At 65.7% G+C, this 16,828-nt stretch carries 15 protein-coding genes; 11 read left to right on the forward strand and 4 right to left on the reverse strand.

What is annotated here, in order from left to right; genetic code table 11:
• Positions 1 to 27: 27 nt before the first annotated feature.
• Genes ABWP92_RS11095 through ABWP92_RS11105 form a run of 3 tightly spaced genes read left to right on the forward strand, consistent with a single transcriptional unit; the run spans position 28 to position 3,352 of the window.
• Positions 28 to 1,401: an efflux RND transporter periplasmic adaptor subunit gene (locus ABWP92_RS11095; RefSeq protein ID WP_353235439.1), complete on the forward strand. Its 1,374-nt coding sequence runs from the start codon at positions 28 to 30 to the stop codon at positions 1,399 to 1,401.
• The gene (locus ABWP92_RS11100; RefSeq protein ID WP_353235440.1) at positions 1,401 to 2,150 is read left to right on the forward strand and encodes an ABC transporter ATP-binding protein; all 750 of its coding nucleotides are present in this window, start codon (positions 1,401 to 1,403) and stop codon (positions 2,148 to 2,150) included. The genes ABWP92_RS11095 and ABWP92_RS11100 overlap by 1 nt, the downstream gene beginning before the upstream one ends.
• Positions 2,150 to 3,352 (forward strand): ABC transporter permease, encoded by a 1,203-nt coding sequence (locus ABWP92_RS11105; RefSeq protein ID WP_353235441.1) that lies wholly within the window; start codon positions 2,150 to 2,152, stop codon positions 3,350 to 3,352. Before ABWP92_RS11100 ends, ABWP92_RS11105 begins: the two co-directional genes overlap by 1 nt.
• Before the next feature lie 215 nt (positions 3,353 to 3,567).
• Here ABWP92_RS11105 and ABWP92_RS11110 read toward each other — a convergent pair whose 3' ends face one another.
• Entirely contained in the window at positions 3,568 to 3,948 is a 381-nt protein-coding gene (locus tag ABWP92_RS11110; RefSeq protein ID WP_353235442.1) for an Hsp20/alpha crystallin family protein, read from the reverse strand.
• Positions 3,949 to 4,097: 149 nt separating this feature from the next.
• Between ABWP92_RS11110 and ABWP92_RS11115 the strand changes: the two genes are divergently transcribed.
• A complete protein-coding gene (locus ABWP92_RS11115; RefSeq protein WP_353235443.1) occupies positions 4,098 to 4,985 on the forward strand; it encodes a DUF2242 domain-containing protein in 888 nt (295 codons plus the stop codon).
• Between the two features lie 10 nt (positions 4,986 to 4,995).
• Complete coding sequence (locus ABWP92_RS11120; protein ID WP_353235444.1) at positions 4,996 to 6,276, forward strand: branched-chain amino acid ABC transporter substrate-binding protein; 1,281 nt, start codon at positions 4,996 to 4,998, stop codon at positions 6,274 to 6,276.
• A 37-nt stretch (positions 6,277 to 6,313) separates the two neighbouring features.
• On the opposite strand, the gene ABWP92_RS11125 is transcribed toward ABWP92_RS11120, so the two are convergent.
• The 3 genes from ABWP92_RS11125 to ABWP92_RS11135 all read right to left on the reverse strand — a co-directional run bounded on the left by ABWP92_RS11125 (position 6,314) and on the right by ABWP92_RS11135 (position 10,398).
• Positions 6,314 to 8,350, reverse strand: coding sequence for a transglutaminase TgpA family protein (locus tag ABWP92_RS11125; RefSeq protein ID WP_353235453.1), 2,037 nt, complete (start codon positions 8,348 to 8,350; stop codon positions 6,314 to 6,316).
• A gap of 83 nt (positions 8,351 to 8,433) precedes the next feature.
• The gene (locus ABWP92_RS11130; RefSeq protein ID WP_353235445.1) at positions 8,434 to 9,438 is read right to left on the reverse strand and encodes a DUF58 domain-containing protein; all 1,005 of its coding nucleotides are present in this window, start codon (positions 9,436 to 9,438) and stop codon (positions 8,434 to 8,436) included.
• Between the two features lie 39 nt (positions 9,439 to 9,477).
• Positions 9,478 to 10,398: an AAA family ATPase gene (locus ABWP92_RS11135; protein WP_353235446.1), complete on the reverse strand. Its 921-nt coding sequence runs from the start codon at positions 10,396 to 10,398 to the stop codon at positions 9,478 to 9,480.
• Positions 10,399 to 10,435: 37 nt separating this feature from the next.
• Here ABWP92_RS11135 and ABWP92_RS11140 point away from each other — a divergent pair, with 37 nt between their 5' ends.
• From ABWP92_RS11140 to ABWP92_RS11165, 6 genes are all read left to right on the forward strand, one after another.
• Positions 10,436 to 11,395, forward strand: coding sequence for a histone deacetylase family protein (locus tag ABWP92_RS11140; protein ID WP_353235447.1), 960 nt, complete (start codon positions 10,436 to 10,438; stop codon positions 11,393 to 11,395).
• A gap of 84 nt (positions 11,396 to 11,479) precedes the next feature.
• Positions 11,480 to 12,283, forward strand: coding sequence for an enoyl-CoA hydratase (locus ABWP92_RS11145; RefSeq protein ID WP_353235448.1), 804 nt, complete (start codon positions 11,480 to 11,482; stop codon positions 12,281 to 12,283).
• A gap of 59 nt (positions 12,284 to 12,342) precedes the next feature.
• Positions 12,343 to 13,647, forward strand: coding sequence for a mechanosensitive ion channel family protein (locus ABWP92_RS11150; protein WP_353235449.1), 1,305 nt, complete (start codon positions 12,343 to 12,345; stop codon positions 13,645 to 13,647).
• A 199-nt stretch (positions 13,648 to 13,846) separates the two neighbouring features.
• Positions 13,847 to 14,596 carry an electron transfer flavoprotein subunit beta/FixA family protein gene (locus ABWP92_RS11155; protein WP_353235450.1) on the forward strand — a complete coding sequence of 250 codons (750 nt, stop codon included), beginning with the start codon at positions 13,847 to 13,849 and terminating at the stop codon, positions 14,594 to 14,596.
• Positions 14,597 to 14,609: 13 nt separating this feature from the next.
• Positions 14,610 to 15,542: an electron transfer flavoprotein subunit alpha/FixB family protein gene (locus tag ABWP92_RS11160; RefSeq protein WP_353235451.1), complete on the forward strand. Its 933-nt coding sequence runs from the start codon at positions 14,610 to 14,612 to the stop codon at positions 15,540 to 15,542.
• An 82-nt stretch (positions 15,543 to 15,624) separates the two neighbouring features.
• Positions 15,625 to 16,828 (forward strand): acyl-CoA dehydrogenase family protein (locus ABWP92_RS11165; protein ID WP_353235452.1); only part of this gene is annotated, 1,204 nt, incomplete at its 3' end.

A 16,828-nucleotide genomic window follows, 5' to 3' on the forward strand; every position in this document is an offset into this window, starting at 1 on the left:
TTCACAGATTTCCCAGGCAGGTGCGCAATGAGCGAACAACAGACGGACAGACCGGTTTCCTCCTCCCATGCTTTGCCGGCCGAGCAGGCCAGAAAGGAGCTGCTGGGCGCATCGGCCGACCGCCATTGGTGGCAGCGCGCCACGGTGTGGATCGGCGTGGCGGTGCTGGCCGCCGCCGCCGTGGGCGCCTATGCGTGGAGCAGGAGCAGCGCCGCCCGGGCCGCGCCGCAATTCGTGAGCCAGCCCGTGGGCAAGGGTGATATCACGCTCACGGTCATGGCCAACGGCACCTTGCAGCCGACCCGCTCGGTCACCATCGGCAGTGAACTGTCGGGCACCGTGAGCCGCGTGCTGGTGGACGTGAACGACACGGTGAAAAAGGGCCAGGTGCTGGTGGAGCTCGATCCCACCAAGCTGCGCTCGCAGGTGGAGCGTTCGCAGGCGTCGCTTGCCTCGGCGCAGGCCAATCTGGCCCAGGCCAATGCCACCGTGGCCGAGGCGCAGGCCAACCTCAAGCGGCTGGAGGAGGTACACCGCATCTCCGGCGGCAAGGTGCCGGCGGCAAGCGAAATGGACACGGGCCGCGCGACGCTCGACCGCGCGGTCGCCGCGAAGAACGCCTCCGCCGCGGCGGTCAAGGACGCGCAGGCGGCGCTGGCGTCGGACGAGACCAATCTGTCCAAGGCCTCCATCGTCTCGCCGATCAACGGCGTGGTGCTGACGCGCTCCGTCGAGCCCGGCAACGCGGTGGCTGCGTCCCTGCAGGCCGTCACGCTGTTCACGCTGGCGGAGGACCTGTCGCAACTGCGCCTCGATGTGAACGTGGACGAGGCCGACGTGGGCAGCGTCAGGCAGGGGCAGGAGGCCAGCTTCACGGTGAGCGCCTATCCCGGCCGCAGCTTCCCGGCGCGCGTGGCGCGCGTGGCATTCGGCTCGACCACCACGGACAACGTCGTCACCTTCACCACCCGCCTGAACGTGGACAACGAGGACCAGACGCTGCGCCCCGGCATGACCGCATCGGCCACCATCATCTCCACCCAGCGCAAGGACGTCATGCTGGTGCCCAACGCCGCGCTGCGCTTCACGCCGGTGCAGCAGGCGGCGCCTTCGGGCGGATCAGCCCCGGCGGGAGGCGCGAGTGGTGGCAAGAGCGGCGGCGCGGGCATCATGGGCCAGCTCATGCCCCGCCCGCCGCGCATGAGCGGATCGTCCCGAGGCTCCGACGAACCCGCGTTGCCCGCGGGCCAGGGCCGCGTCTGGATCGATGAAGGCGCAAGCGCGCGTGCGCTGGTGGTGCGCACAGGCATCACGGATGGCCGCAGCACCGAAGTCACCAGCAGCGAGCTGCAGCCCGGCATGCGCGTGATCACCGACCAGCGCGCGGCGGGAGCCAAGTGATGGGGACGAGCACTCCGCTGATCGAGCTGCGCGACGTCACCAAGACCTACGGCACGGGCAGGCTCGCGTTCCAGGCGCTCAAGGGCGTGAACCTGAGGATCGAGCAGGGCGATTTCGTCGCCATCATGGGGCCCAGCGGCTCGGGCAAATCCACGGCCATGAACACGCTCGGATGCCTTGACCGGCCCACCACCGGCGAGTATCTGTTCAAGGGGGCGCACGTCGAGAATCTCTCGCGCGACGAGCGCGCGCTGCTGCGCCGCAAGTACCTGGGTTTCGTGTTCCAGGGATTCCACCTGCTGCCGCGCACGTCGGCCCAGGAAAACGTGGAGCTGCCCCTGCTGTATCGCGGCGAGCCGGCCGCGCAGCGCCATGCGGCCGCCCGCAAGGCGCTCGCGGCCGTGGGGCTGGACGGCTGGGAGCATCATGGCCCGTCGGAGCTCTCGGGCGGACAGCAGCAGCGCGTGGCCATCGCGCGCGCCATCGTCACGGAGCCGCTGGTCCTGCTTGCCGACGAGCCCACGGGCAACCTGGACACGCAGCGCAGCAACGAGATCATGGAGTTGCTGTGGCGCCTGAACGTGGACCGGGGCATCACCGTCCTGATGGTTACGCACGAGCCCGACATGGCCGCCTATTCGCGGCGCATCGTGCGCTTCAAGGATGGCCGCATGGACAGCGACGAGCCCAATCCGGCGCCCCTCATGCCGGGCTGCCAGGGCGGCGCGGCGCAGCCGGAGGTGCGCTGATGTTTCTGAACACCATCTGGTTGGCGCTGCGCTCGATCCGCCGCAATCTGCTGCGTTCCTTCCTTACCGTGCTGGGCATCGTGATCGGCGTGAGCGCGGTGATCACCATGGTCACCCTGGGCAACGGCGCGACGCGCGCGGTGCAGGACCAGATTTCAGGCCTGGGCACCAATCTGCTGCAGGTACGGCCCGGGCAGCGCATGGGGCCGGGCTCCACCACGGCGCCGTCGTTCAAGGACACCGATGCGGATGTGATCGCGCAGCAGATCGGAGGCATCCTGGCGGTCGCGCCGGAGGCGCGTTCTTCCGCCACGTTGGTCGCGGGCGGCCGCAACTGGTCGAGCAGCGTGATCGGCAGCACCAACGCATGGCTCGTCACCGGCAACTGGACGCTGGTGCAGGGGCGTGAATTCACCGACGAAGAGCAGAAGGCGGGCTCGGCGGTCTGCATCATCGGCGAGTCCGTTCGCCGGGAGCTGTTCGGCACGGATGACGTTCTGGGCGAGCGCCTGCGCGTCAAGAGCTTCTCCTGCGAAGTCATCGGCGTGCTGGGCTCCAAGGGGCAGGGCGCGTTCGGCAACGACCAGGACGACATGGTGCTGATTCCGCTGAAGACGCTGCAGCGGCGGCTGACCGGCAATACACGCGTGAACACGCTGCTGATCTCCATGGAGGAGCAAAGCGATCCGGAGCGCGTGAAATCCAGCCTCAACAGCCTGCTGCGCGACCTGCGCAAGCTGGCCAAGGGGGACGAGAACAACTTCAACATTCTCGACACCAAGCAACTGGCCGATACCTTGTCCGGAACGACCAAGGTGCTGACCATGCTGCTGGGCGCGGTTGCCGCCGTGAGCCTCCTGGTGGGCGGCATCGGCATCATGAACATCATGCTGGTGAGCGTGACCGAGCGCACGCGCGAGATCGGCCTGCGCCTGGCCATCGGCGCGCTGGAGCGCGAGGTGTTGCTGCAGTTCCTGATCGAGGCGGTGGTGCTGGCGGCTCTGGGCGGGCTGATCGGCATCGTGCTGGCGACCGCTGCATCGATCGTGCTCGCGCAGGTCATGCAGGTGCCGTTCCTGTTCAGTCCGGGCGTGAATCTGCTGAGCTTCGTGTTCTCGGCGGCGATTGGCGTGGTGTTCGGCTATTTCCCGGCCAGGCGCGCGGCGCGCCTCGATCCGATCGAGGCCCTGCGGCACGAATGATCGGCGCATGGCCGGAAGGCCGTCGGCGCCGTGGGCTGCGCCATGAAACTTTGCACGGCCTGGGGAGTCCGAAGGGAATCCTCCGCCGTGTTCAGTGTTCTCGACCTTGGGTGAATCAATGAAAAAGGCGGTTCGAAAACCGCCTTCTTGCGCTCAACATGAAACCCATGACAACCCGGCAAACCGCATGCGCCGGGCAATCCCTGGCGCCGTACTCAGCCGATCGCGAGCTGCACGCTCTTGTCGGCAGGGGCCTGGCGGGCGAGCCGCAGCGTCAGGACGCCATTTTCCAGGCGTGCGGAGCTTGCGGATGCATCGATGTCCTCGGCCAGCTCCCAACTGCGGCGCACGGTGCGCGGAGCGCCCTCGACGCTGGCCAGGTATACCTGCCGTCCTTCGATGCGGATTTGCAACTGCTCGCGGGAGAGTCCCGGTACGTCGAGCTCCAGCGCGATGCCCTTGTCATCGGAAGTCACCGTGAAATCGCTGGCGCTGGCGGACTGCAGCGTGTGCTGCATGAAACGCTGCATGGCCGCATCCGTGGCGCGTGGAAGGCCAAATGCTGTACGGCGGCTGATAACGGGTGCGAAAATCATCTCAAAGCTCCTGTGGCTAAAGGAATTTTTTTAAACATATCGCGCGCTTATTGAGAAAATGGGCGATGTTCCATGCATTTCAAGAGCCTGGCCCGCAAAGTTTTTCTCCTGGCGTGATATTTCCACGGCGGCTCATGGTCCACTTTCGTATGTTTCGTCCACTTATTCTTCCGCGGCTCGCCGCCTTCTGCTTCGCCGGCGCGGCGCTTCTGGCGGGATGCGGCTCCATCCCCAACGCCATGCCCGGGCTGGACAGGCCGGTCCCGTTCAGTCCGGCGGATTTCGACAACACCGGCATGTATACGAGGCACGTCCTGGCCTCGCAGTCGAAAACCTGCGAGGCGGCGCGCCGCGCCCTGCTCAGCCAGGGATATCTGGTGAACACCGCGACCGACGAACTGGTGACGGGGCGCAAGTATTTCCAGCCCACGAACGACATTCACTATCAGGTGGAGATGCGCGTGGTCTGCGCCACCGAGGGAAAGAACGACGAGAAGACCGCCGCCTACGCGAGCGCGCTGCAGGACCGCTATGTGATCAAGAAGATCAACAACTCGGCATCGCTTGGCGTGGGCGCGCTGGGCTCGGTGTCGCTGCCGGTGAGCGCGACCGATGACACCCTGGTCAAGGTCGGCAGCGAGACGGTGTCGGATCCGCGTTTCTACGAGCTGTTCTTCCAGCTCTTCGACCGCTATGTTCCGACGGCGACGCCGCAGGCCGATACACCCAGGTCCAGGGACGGCAAGACGCCGGCTCCTGTATCGCCGTCAGCCGAGGCCGGCCCGGAGAGCCGGGAGCCGCAAGCGGACGTGCAGACGCATCCCGTGATGACGTCGCACGTGCAGGCTCATGAGGCCGCGCCTGCCTTGCCGGGCGGGCAGAACGCCGCGGCGCAAACCACCTTGTCGTCGATCGACATGGTGATCTCGCAGCTCATGGCCGAGCAGCCCACGTCCGAAGCGAAGGATGAAGCGGCGGATGAAACCGCTTCACCGCCGCAGCAGGCCCGGCCATCCACGCCACCATCTTCCAACTGAGCGGTTCACCATGCCATCTTCCCGACGCCTGGCCTTGAAGGCCGGGGCCTTTTCACTATTGAGCGCGGGCCTGTTCCCGCTGGCGCCCATGCCGGCGATGGCGGCGGATAAAGACTCGCCCGATGTGCTCAGGATGGCGCTGGTGGAGAGCCTGTCCGGCCCGTTCGCCAACACCGGAGAGGCGGTGCTGCGCAACATCGCCTGGGCGGCCGAGCGCGTGAACCAGCGCGCCGGCGCGGTCAGGCTGCAACTGCTGCGCTATGACAGCAAGGGCCAGAACGAGGAGGCGCTCTCGGCATTGCGCGCCGCCATCGACGATGGCGCCCGCGTGATCCTGCAGGGCAATTCCTCGGCGACGGCGAGCGCGCTGATCGACGCCATCGGCAAGCACAACGAACGCGAGCCTGACAAGCGCGTGCTGTTCCTGAACTATTCGGCGGTCGAGCCTTCGCTCACCAACGAGAAATGCAGCTTCTGGCACTTTCGCTTCGATGCGCACGCGAACATGCGCATGGCGGCCCTGATGGATGTGATCCGCGCCGATCAGTCGCTCAAGGGCGTGTACCTGATCGGGCAGGACTACAGCTTCGGCCAGGCCGTATTGCGCGAGGCGGCCGGGCAGCTCGCCGCGCAGCGCCCCGACGTGAAGATCCTGGGGCGTGAACTGCACCCGGTCGGGCGTGTGAAGGATTTTGCGCCCTATGCCGTCAAGATCAAGGCCAGCGGCGCGCAGGCCGTCATCACGGGCAACTGGGGCAATGACCTGACGCTGCTGGTGAAAGCGGCGCGCGACGTCGGCTATGACGGCATGTTCTACACCTTCTACGGCAACGCGCTCGGCGCGCCGGCGGCGCTCGGCGATGCGGGCGTGGGCAAGGTGGTCGCCGTGGCCGACTGGCTGCCCAACCTGCAGACGCCGCAAAGCGAGGAGTTCTACAAATCGTTCCGCGCACGCTTTCCCAGGCCGCAGGACGATTACGTGCACATGCGCATGCAACTGATGATCGAGGCGCTGGCGCAGGCGGCGCAGCGCGCGGCAAGCACCAGCGACGTGGTGGCGATCGCACGCGCGCTGGAGCATGCAGATGTCAGCCTCTACGGCCAGCGCGGCGTCATGCGCGCGGCTGATCATCAGTTCCAGCAGGACCTGGCGGTCGGCGTGATGGAGCGAGCGGGCTCGCCCGGTGTCAAATTCGATGTGGAGGGATCCGGCTACGGCTTCCGTGTGATCCGCGTGATTTCCGCCGACAAGGCGCGGCAGCCGACGACCTGCAGGATGGTTCGTCCCTGAGAGAGTCCGCGCGTTGCGCGCGCGGAATCATGCGGTGTCACGGGCTGCCATGCCGGTCTGGCCGGGCGTCGGAGGCAGGCCACTTCAAACGATGGAATTCACGCCGCAGGCCGGCCGATGCCGTCGCTGGCCGGCTGCCATACCGTGCCTGTTCCATGCGCAGCAGCCATGCGGCGATGGCCTGCGCTCTTTCCCGTGATTGCGGGCTTGCGCCGAAATGCTCACGCACCCGCGAAGCCATGGCGCGCGGCGGCAGGTGAGCGGCCAGCGTCAGCCCTGCTCGCGCAAGGCGCCGGCGCGCGGCGCCCAGCATCCGCTGCCAGGGATCCTGTCGATTCTTTTCCCACAGTGACCATGCGATGCCCGCCAGCGCGGCGAGACCGGCGGCCAGCCCGAGCAGTCGCGCGAGATCCTGCCATGACGGGGTCTGCATGCCCAGGGCGCGCAGCAAGTCGAACTGGCGCTGCTGCGTGTAGCCGAGCACCCATTGGTTCCAGCCGTTGTTCACCGCTTCCCATGCGGCCCGCAGTTTTGAAATCGTGCCGGGGCTGATGACCGTGTCCATCGCCGTGCCAAGCGCGCCGCGCGGCGTCTGCAGCCGCAGGTACTGGCCCACGCGCGAGGGCATGACGGCGCCGGTCGGATCGACGCGGATCCAGCCGCGATCCTCGATCCACACCTCGGTCCACGCATGCGCGTCGGCCTGCCGCACGGTCCAGTAACCGTCGAAGGCGTTGACCTCTCCGCCCTGGTAGCCGGTGACGATGCGGGCCGGAATATCCAGCGCGCGCATCAGAATGGCGAATGCCGACGCGATGTGCTCGCAAAAGCCTTCCTTGCGATCGAACCAGAATTCATCCGCCGAATGCGTGCCGTACACGCCCGGGTCCAGCGTATAGGTATAGCCCTGGCTGCGCAGGCGCTGCAGGACCGCGTCCACGAACGCCACGGAGCCTTTGTCGGCCAGGCGGGGATCGGCGCGCATCTGACGGGCCAGCTCCAGTGTGCGCGGGTTGAACCCATGGGGCAGTTGCACGTAGGGATCGAGCTCACGCGTGCGCCTGAGCGGGCCGCTCTGGAAGTCGACGTAGCTTTGCGCGGTGTAGCGAAGCATGTTCGAGATCGGGCGGTTGACCACCCATTGCAGCGCGGGCGTCATGCGCGCTTGCATTCCCTGAGGCAGTTGCGGCGCCTGCCCGGCGGCATCCAGCAGCAGCAGCCAGTGGCGCCTGTTGGGCTCGATGGTCACTTCATACCGGACGGGCTCGCCGCGTACTTCGAGGCGCGCGGACGTGCTGCCATCCCGGCTAGCGCGGCCTTCGAGGCCGCTTGCGGCGAACCATTCCATGCCGTTGAAATACGACATGACCGGCCCGCGAAAATAGAGATGGCGCTGCTCGGGCGGGCGGGCCTGGGGCGTGTCGAAGCGGATGCGCATGGCGACGGCATCGTCCAGCGCCAGCGATGCTATGTTGCCGATCTTCATCTCCTCGGACAGGCCGCTGCGGCCGCTTGCGTCATTGCCGGGCATGCCCCACAGCGGCGCCATGCGTGGAAACAGCATGAACAGCACCAGCATGACCGGCGCGCCGAGCGCCGCCATGCCCGCCGCCGTGCGCATGCTCTGCATGAGCGTCGGGCGGCCCACGGGCATGTTCGAGTTGATGAGCGCCGTCAGCAATCCCAGCAGGCCCGCCAGCATGACGGCCGCCACCAGCAATGACTGCGAGAAGAAGAAGTTCGCCAGCAGTGTGAAGAAACCGAGAAAGAAAATCACCATGGCGTCGCGGCGCGCGCGCAGCTCCAGCGTCTTCAGCGCGAGCAGCATGATGATCAGCGTGACTCCCGCATCGCGGCCGACGATGGTGCGGTGCGAGAGCAGTGTCAGGCCGATGGCGGCCACGAGCAGCATCGCTTTCAGCCAGCGCGCTGGCAGTGGACGGAGAGTACAGGCGAGCCATGCGCGCCACAGCAGCAGGCCGTAGGCGAAGGGCATGGTCCAGGCGGGCACGTGTGGCGTCAGTGGTGAAATCACCCATCCCGCGACCAGCAGCAGCCACAGCGTATCGCGCATTTCCCTTGGAAGGCCGGACAGGCGCTCTGTCAGCCCGGGGCGGTCGGGGCCGGACGAGGGGCTGGAGGGAGTGGTGGATGCGTTCAGCACAGCGCCAGCGCCTCCAGGCAGCGGTGGCGGTGGGCCGTGCCGTGATCCTGGCCGATTTCCCTGCCGGGCAGGCGCAGGCCATAGTCCAGCCCCAGCCGGTCGGCCTGCAGCACCCAGGCTGCCAGCCGCGAGATGCGGGCTTCCCGGTCGGGCAGGCCGGTGAGGGCGAAGTCCAGCCAGAGCTCCTGCTCCTGGAGCTGCTGTGCATCGCGGCTGACGAGTTCGCCGGACCCCGCCGCGAACGACCTGGCCGCCTTCTTCCAGACGACGAGCTTGAGCGGATCGCCGCGACGATAGGCGCGCACGCCGTCAAACTCGCCCGCGCCCCGCGCCGATGCATGGCCCGCGCCCTGGGCGCGCGCCTCGCCGGGCGGCAGGGGCGGCGGCGTCTTTTCGGGCTGCGGATAGACCAATATCCGCGCCGCCGGCTTCCAGATGGCCCAGACGCGGAAGGTGCCCAGCGGATAGCGGGTCTCGGCCGTCAGCACGGGAACCGGATGCAGTCCACGTCGGGCGGGGGCGAATGCGATGCGCACCGCCGATGATCCCGCTGCGGGCACATCGGTGAACACCCATTTGCGGCTCCCGTGCAGAGCCAGCCCGATGGCGTAGCGGGGTCGTCCGCGTTCGCTGGCCAACGTGATTTCCAGGGGGCTTGCGCTGCCCGCGAACTGCGGCGCCGGATCGGCCAGGCGCAGAGTCAGCCCGCGCAGCGTGGCATGGCATACATGGATGCTGGCGGCCACGCAGCCCACCAGCAGGAAGGTCAGGAGATAGCCCAGGTTGAGCTGAAAGTTGATCGAGGCGACCAGCAGCAGGAGCAGCGTGAGCGCCAGCATCCAGCCGGCGCCGGTCGGCAGGATGTAGATATTGCGTTGCGTGAGCGTCAGGGTGTTGGTGCGGGGAATGCGCGACCACCACCATTGCCGCCACCAGCCGGACACTGGCGCCGCGGACTGTGCCGGCGCGTGCGCCAGCAGGGAAGCATCGGACTGCATGGGAAAAGAAGCCTCTCGCTGTATGCCTGCCATCCGCCGTCAGGGCAGTGGAGTGGCCTCGAGCATGGCGCGCACCTGCTCCACAGCGCCAAGGCCTGCGTCGCCGATGGGAACCAGCCGGTGCGCCACGGTCTGGGGAAGAATGGCCTGCACGTCATCCGGCGCGACATAGTCCCGCCCGCAGATGAGCGCCTGCGCCTTGGCTGCGCGCATCAGCGCGATCCCGGCGCGCGGCGACAGGCCTTGCAGGAACCAGCGGCCCGAGCGCGTGGCGGTGATCAGGTCCTGCACATAGTTCAGCAGCGCATCCGAGGCATGCACGGCGAGCACGAGACCCTGCAATTGCTCCAGTTCCGAGAGCGAGAGCTGGGGCAGAAGATGCTCGAGCATGTCACGCCGATCATGGCCGCAGAGCAGTTGGCGTTCGGCATGGCGGTCCGGGTAGCCCAGCGAAATGCGCATCAGGAAACGGTCGAGCTGCGACTCGGGCAGCGCAAAGGTACCCAGTTGGTCATGCGGATTCTGCGTGGCGATCACAAAGAACGGCTGCGGCAGCGCATGTGTCTCGCCTTCGACGGAAACCTGGCGCTCCTCCATGGCTTCGAGCAGGGCGCTTTGCGTCTTGGGGCTGGCGCGGTTGATCTCATCGGCCAGCAGCACCTGGGTGAATACCGGTCCCCGATGGAAAACGAAAGACTCCTTGCCGCGTTCATACACCGATACCCCCATGAGGTCGCTGGGCATCAGGTCGGCGGTGAACTGCACGCGCGAGAAGCGCAGGCCGAAGGTGGTCGCCAGCGCATGCGCCAGGGTGGTCTTGCCCACGCCGGGGACGTCTTCGATCAACAAATGTCCACCGGCGAGCAGGCATGCAACGCAGTCCTGAACCTGGGATTCCTTCCCCACGATCACCGTGTTAAGCTGATCCAGGAGAGACTTGATTTTTTGCTGTGCGTGCATGGCCGGACGTTAATCGATAAGTACAAGAGACATTGAAATGACTTTGAGCAAGACGGGACTGTTCACCCACCGGGATTGTTGGAAGCATGAAATGGGCCCGGGGCATCCCGAGTGCCCGGCGCGGCTTGACGCCATCGAAGACCGGCTGCTTGTTTCTGGGGTGGCTGACGCACTGGAACGATACGATGCTCCTTTGGCATCCCTCTCGGACATAGAACTTGCGCATGATCGCATGTATGTGGCCTCCGTGCGCGGAATGTCGGACCGGGTCGTGGAGGAACAACTGGCTGGCGGCTCCGCCTACCAGCAGATCGATACCGACACCTCGATGAACGCGCACACCTGGACTGCCGCGCTGCGCTCCGCCGGAGCAGCCATCGCCGCGACGGACGCGGTGATGTCGGGCGAGCTCGAGAACGCGTTCTGCAGCGTGCGGCCGCCGGGGCACCATGCCACGCGCAACAAGGCCATGGGTTTTTGCTTTTTCAACAATGTGGCAATCGCCGCCAAATACGTGCTGGATCGCCACCATCTCAAGCGCGTAGCCATCGTGGATTTTGATGTGCATCATGGAAATGGCACGGAAGATATCCTGGCCGGCGACGATCGCACGCTCATGGTCAGCATCTTCCAGCACCCGTTCTACCCTTACAGCGGCGACCAGCATCCCGCCTCGAATATGGTGAACGTTCCGGTGCCCGCCTACACCAAGGGCATGGATGTCCGTGAAATAGTCGAGATGGTCTGGATGCCGCGGCTGGAAGCGTTCAAGCCCGAGATGATTTTCGTGAGCGCGGGTTTCGACGCGCACCGCGAGGACGACATGGGCCAGCTCGGATTGAACGAGCAGGACTACGCCTGGATCACCCAGCGCATCAAGGACGTGGCGCGGCGCTTCAGCAAGAACCGCATCGTCTCGTGTCTGGAGGGCGGCTACATGATGGACCCGCTCGCGCGCAGCGTCGAGGCGCACATCCGCGTGCTGGCGGATCTTTGAATCCACGGCTTCCCTTTCACGGGCGTTCGTGCCGTGGCGCACCAGCCGGGCAGTGACGGCGCCGATACCGATGATGGACAGGACATGACTCTTGATACCTCCCGTTTTTCCGAAGGCCCGCTGCGCGTGCAGAGCGATGAGCGGGGCGTGGTCACGCTCACGCTCGATGATCCGGGACGCTTCAATGCGCTCGGCCATGAAATGCTCGCGGCGCTGCAGGCTGCGCTCAAGGACATCGCGGCGGACGAGTCCGTGCGCGTGGTCGTCCTTGCCGCCCACGGCAAGGCATTTTGCGCCGGGCACAATCTCAAGGACATGGCGGCCCATCCCGAGCTGCCGTTCTACCAGGACCTGTTCGCGCAATGCAGCCGCATGATGCTGGCCATCCACAAGCTGCCGGTGCCGGTGATCGCGCGCGTGCAGGGCATGGCGACGGCGGCTGGCTGCCAACTGGTCGCGCAGTGCGATCTGGCGGTCGCCAGCGAAGACGCTAGCTTTGCAACCAGCGGCATCCAGTATGGTTTGTTCTGCTCGACGCCCAGCGTGCCGCTGGTGCGCAACGTCCCCGCCAAGGTGGCGATGGAGATGCTGCTGACCGGCGAGTTCATCGACGCCAGGACCGCGCTGGAGCAGGGGCTGGTCAACCGCGTCGCATCGCCCGCGCGGCTCGATGCCGAAGTGGACAAGCTCGTCGAAGCGATTCTCTCCAAGCCGCGCGTGGCGGTGGCCATGGGCAAGGAGCTGGTGTACCGCCAGCGCGAAATGGGTATCGAGGCAGCCTACCAGCTCGCGGGCCAGACCATGGCGGTGAACATGATGGATGCCGATGCCCAGGAGGGTGCCTGCGCCTTCGCGCAAAAGCGCAAGCCGGTCTGGGGCAAGGCGTGATGGCGGCGGCCGGCAAGCGGTTGCGGCCACGGCGGCGATGACGGGACGGATGCGCGCCGATGGCATGGCTTGAAACGCTGGTCCAGGAGTTCCACGAGGCAAGCACCTGGGTGGAGCTGGCCGTCATTCTGGCCAGTCTTGCGATGGCCTATCTGGTCAGCCGCACGCTTGCGCGCCGCCTGAACCATCCCGAGTCGATCTGGCTGGGTCCCACGGCGCTGGGCGGTGTGATGTTCCCGCTGCTTTCGCTCGTGCTGGTCTATGTATCGACGGTCGTCGTCGAGCATTTCGTGCCGGTGTTCTTCCTGCGCGCGGCGGTGTCGGTGCTCACTTCGATCCTGCTGATGCGCTGGACGGCCAGGGTGCTGGCGGCGGCATTTCCCAACTCCGGGCTTGCACGTCTCGTGGAACGCATGTTTTCCTGGTTCGTGGCGCTGGTCGCCATCCTGTGGATACTGGGACTTCTGCCGCAGGTGCTCAAGGAGCTGGACGGCATCAATGTCGCGTTCGGCAAGACCGACATCACGCTGCTCACGCTGATCCGTGGAACGCTGACGGCCGGGCTGATGCTGGTGACCACGCTGTGGATTTCCGCCACGTTCGAGCGCCGCGTGCTCGATGGCATGGTGAATGACCTGTCCATGCGCAAGGTGCTGATGAACGTGACGCGCGCGCTGCTGGTGCTCGTCGGCCTGCTCTTTGCCCTGTCCGCCGTGGGCGTTGATCTCACGGCGCTGTCCGTGCTTGGCGGCGCGATGGGCGTCGGCCTGGGCTTCGGCATGCAGAAGCTGGCTGCCAACTATGTCAGCGGGTTCGTGATCCTGCTCGAACGTTCGCTGCGCATCGGCGACAACGTGCGCGTAGATGGATTCGAAGGGCGCATCACCGACATCAAGACCCGCTACACGCTGATCCGCGCGGGCAATGGGCGTGAGTCGATCGTGCCCAATGAAAGCATCATCACGCAGCGCGTGGAGAACCTCTCGGTTGCGGATATGCGCTTCAACGTCACCACCAGCATCGGCGTGGGCTATGACAGCGACGTGGCGCAGGTCCGGCAAATCCTGGCCGATGCCGCCAAGGCGCAAAAGCGTGTGCTCGCATCGCCCGAGCCGGTGGCATACCTGGCCAACTTCGGGACGGATGCGATCGAGTTCAGCCTGAATTTCTGGATCGGCGATCCGGCGGCGGGTGTCGCCAACGTGAAGTCGGACGTGAACATCGCGCTGCTCAAGGGGCTGCGGGATGCGGGCATCGACATTCCGTTTCCGCAGCGGGTCATCCATCTGGAGGGCGCCGCCTGTGCGTCGCCGGACAGGGCTGGAGCCGCCCCGGATGACGCCAGGCTTGCGTCACGCTTGTGACTGGGGGAGTTTTTGTCAGGACTCGTCTGGATTGATTTCTGCTACGATTGATGTCAATAAAAGCACGATCGTTCTTTTTCTAAAAACCAGTCATTCATCAAATGAGTAGCCGCATATGCTGCGCTGCGGGATAGAATGATCCGGTTTACGTTAACGTCAACTGAATCGAATCAGTTAATAAACTTAAGGAGCCGCAGCAATGAAGGTTTTGGTCCCTGTCAAACGCGTGGTGGACTACAACGTGAAGGTCCGGGTGAAGTCGGACGGCACGGGAGTGGACATCGCGAACGTGAAGATGTCGATGAACCCGTTTGACGAGATCGCCGTCGAAGAAGCCGTGAGGCTGAAGGAAAAGGGCGTGGTCACGGAAGTGATCGCCGTGTCCTGCGGCGTGGCGCAGTGCCAGGAAACCCTGCGCACGGCCATGGCCATCGGTGCGGATCGCGGCATCCTGGTCGAGACGACGCAAGAGCTCCAGCCCCTGGCCGTCGCCAAGCTGCTGAACGCACTGATCGCGAAGGAGCAACCCGGCCTGATCATCCTGGGCAAGCAAGCCATTGACGACGATTCCAACCAGACGGGCCAGATGCTGGCGGCGCTGGCCGACTTGCCGCAGGCCACTTTCGCATCCAAGGTGGAAGTGGCGGGCGACAAGGTCAACGTCACGCGCGAAGTGGACGGCGGGCTGGAAACCCTGAGCCTGTCGACGCCTGCGGTCATCACCACCGACCTGCGCCTGAACGAGCCGCGTTACGTGACGCTGCCCAACATCATGAAGGCCAAGAAGAAGCAGCTCGACGTTGTCAAGCCGGAAGATCTGGGCGTGGATGTCGCGCCGCGCCTGAAGACCCTCAAGGTGGCGGAGCCCGCCAAGCGGGGCGCGGGCGTGAAGGTGCCGGACGTGGCGACTCTGGTGGACAAGCTCAAGAACGAAGCCAAAGTGATCTGAGGAGAGAACGGAAATGACAGCACTCGTAATTGCAGAACACGACAACGCCTCGATCAAGAGCGCCACGCTGAACACCGTCACCGCGGCCAAGGCCTGCGGCGGTGATGTGCACGTTCTGGTCGCGGGAGACGGCGCAGCCGCTGCCGCCCAGGCCGCGGCACAGATCGCTGGAGTCTCCAAGGTCATCCTGGCCGAAGGCGCGAGCCTCAAGGACGGACTGGCCGAGAACGTGGCGGCGCAAGTCCTGGCCATCGCGGGCGACTACAGCCACATCCTGTTCCCGGCGACAGCCTCGGGCAAGAACGTCGCGCCGCGCGTGGCGGCCAAGCTGGACGTGGCGCAGATCAGCGACATCACCAAGGTGGACGGCGCCGACACCTTCGAGCGCCCGATCTACGCGGGCAACGCGATTGCCACGGTGCAAAGCGCGGACAAGACCAAGGTGATCACGGTGCGCGGCACGGGCTTTGATGCAGCAGCCGCCACCGGAGGCTCCGCTTCCGTGGAGGCGGTTGCAGCAGTGGCGGATTCCGGCAAGAGCGCCTTCGTGGGCCGCGAAGTCACGAAGAACGACCGCCCCGAGCTGACGGCGGCCAAGATCATCGTCTCGGGCGGCCGTGCGCTGGGCTCGGCGGAGAAGTTCCAGGAAGTGATGACACCGCTGGCGGACAAGCTGGGCGCAGCCATCGGCGCATCGCGCGCAGCGGTGGACGCGGGCTACGCTCCGAACGACCTGCAGGTTGGGCAGACGGGCAAGATCGTCGCGCCGCAACTGTACATCGCGGCGGGGATTTCCGGCGCGATCCAGCACCTGGCCGGCATGAAGGACTCCAAGGTGATCGTCGCGATCAACAAGGACGAAGAAGCGCCGATCTTCTCGGTGGCCGACTATGGCCTGGTGGCTGACCTGTTCACCGCCGTGCCCGAGCTGGTCAAGGCACTGTAAGTCGATCGGGCCATAAAACGGGGCATCGTGCGCGATGCCCTTTTTTTCGCCAGTTTTTGTAATTTTTATTTGAAGTACCGCCATGAGCTACGTCGCACCTCTGAAGGACATGCTGTTTGACATCGAGCACCTCGCCCGGATCGAGCAGATTGCCAGTATTCCCGGCTTCGAAGATGCAGGTCTCGAAACCGCGCAGGCCGTTCTGGAGGAATGCGCCAAGCTGTGCGAAGGTGTCGTGGCTCCGCTCAATGTCGCGGGCGATCTCGATCCTTCGTCGTGGAAGGACGGCGTGGTGACCACGACGCCGGGCTTCAAGGAGGCTTTCAGGCAATATGCCGAAGGCGGCTGGCAAGGCTTGCAGCACCCCGTGGAATTCGGCGGCCAAGGCCTGCCCAAGGCCATCGGCGCAGCCTGCATCGAGATGCTCAACAGCGCCAACCTGAGCTTTGCCCTGTGCCCGCTGCTGACCGATGGCGCGATCGAGGCGCTGCTCACCGCCGGCAGCGACGAGCTCAAGGCCACGTATCTCGAGAAGCTGGTGACCGGCGAGTGGACCGGCACGATGAACCTGACCGAGCCGCAGGCGGGCTCCGACCTCGCGCTGGTGCGCACCAAGGCCGAGCCGCAGCCCGACGGCAGCTACAAGGTGTTCGGCACCAAGATCTTCATCACCTACGGCGAGCATGACATGGCGGACAACATCGTCCACCTGGTGCTTGCGCGCGTGGCCGGCGCGCCCGAGGGCGTGAAGGGCATCAGCCTGTTCGTCGTGCCCAAGTTCCTGGTGAACAAGGACGGCTCGCTGGGCGAGCGCAACGACGTGCACTGCGTCTCCATCGAGCACAAGATGGGCATCAAGGCGTCGCCCACGGCGGTGCTGCAGTTCGGCGATCATGGCGGCGCGCTCGGCTATCTGGTCGGCGAGGAAAACCGCGGCCTTGAATACATGTTCATCATGATGAACGCCGCGCGCTACGCGGTGGGCGTGCAGGGGATTGCCGTGGCCGACCGCGCCTATCAGAAGGCCGCGGCATACGCCAGGGAGCGCGTGCAGAGCCGTCCGGTGGATGGCAGCGTGAAGGGCAGTGCCACCATCATTCATCATCCCGACGTGCGCCGCATGCTCATGACCATGCGGGCCTATGTGGAGGGCTGCCGCGCGATGGCGCTGACCGGTGCGGCGGCCTACGATGCCGCCCACCACCATCCCGATGCGCAGGTGCGCGCCGACAACGCCACGTTCTATGAATTCCTCGTGCCGCTGATCAAGGGCTACAGCACCGAGA

It is taken from the genome of Diaphorobacter ruginosibacter (assembly GCF_040396215.1).
In the GTDB taxonomy this organism is placed as follows: domain Bacteria; phylum Pseudomonadota; class Gammaproteobacteria; order Burkholderiales; family Burkholderiaceae_C; genus Diaphorobacter_A; species Diaphorobacter_A ruginosibacter_A.

What these genes read in the sequence shown, in the direction of transcription:
- ABWP92_RS11115 (WP_353235443.1), top strand. Translation starts at nt 4,098, where the DNA reads ATGTTTCGTCCACTTATTCTTCCGCGGCTCGCCGCCTTCTGCTTCGCC.
- ABWP92_RS11155 (WP_353235450.1), top strand. Translation starts at nt 13,847, where the DNA reads ATGAAGGTTTTGGTCCCTGTCAAACGCGTGGTGGACTACAACGTGAAG.
- ABWP92_RS11150 (WP_353235449.1), top strand. Translation starts at nt 12,343, where the DNA reads ATGGCATGGCTTGAAACGCTGGTCCAGGAGTTCCACGAGGCAAGCACC.
- ABWP92_RS11145 (WP_353235448.1), top strand. Translation starts at nt 11,480, where the DNA reads ATGACTCTTGATACCTCCCGTTTTTCCGAAGGCCCGCTGCGCGTGCAG.
- ABWP92_RS11125 (WP_353235453.1), bottom strand. Translation starts at nt 8,350, where the DNA reads ATGCGCGATACGCTGTGGCTGCTGCTGGTCGCGGGATGGGTGATTTCA.
- ABWP92_RS11120 (WP_353235444.1), top strand. Translation starts at nt 4,996, where the DNA reads ATGCCATCTTCCCGACGCCTGGCCTTGAAGGCCGGGGCCTTTTCACTA.
- ABWP92_RS11160 (WP_353235451.1), top strand. Translation starts at nt 14,610, where the DNA reads ATGACAGCACTCGTAATTGCAGAACACGACAACGCCTCGATCAAGAGC.
- ABWP92_RS11140 (WP_353235447.1), top strand. Translation starts at nt 10,436, where the DNA reads ATGACTTTGAGCAAGACGGGACTGTTCACCCACCGGGATTGTTGGAAG.
- ABWP92_RS11130 (WP_353235445.1), bottom strand. Translation starts at nt 9,438, where the DNA reads ATGCAGTCCGATGCTTCCCTGCTGGCGCACGCGCCGGCACAGTCCGCG.
- ABWP92_RS11100 (WP_353235440.1), top strand. Translation starts at nt 1,401, where the DNA reads ATGGGGACGAGCACTCCGCTGATCGAGCTGCGCGACGTCACCAAGACC.
- ABWP92_RS11110 (WP_353235442.1), bottom strand. Translation starts at nt 3,948, where the DNA reads ATGATTTTCGCACCCGTTATCAGCCGCCGTACAGCATTTGGCCTTCCA.
- ABWP92_RS11105 (WP_353235441.1), top strand. Translation starts at nt 2,150, where the DNA reads ATGTTTCTGAACACCATCTGGTTGGCGCTGCGCTCGATCCGCCGCAAT.
- ABWP92_RS11095 (WP_353235439.1), top strand. Translation starts at nt 28, where the DNA reads ATGAGCGAACAACAGACGGACAGACCGGTTTCCTCCTCCCATGCTTTG.
- ABWP92_RS11135 (WP_353235446.1), bottom strand. Translation starts at nt 10,398, where the DNA reads ATGCACGCACAGCAAAAAATCAAGTCTCTCCTGGATCAGCTTAACACG.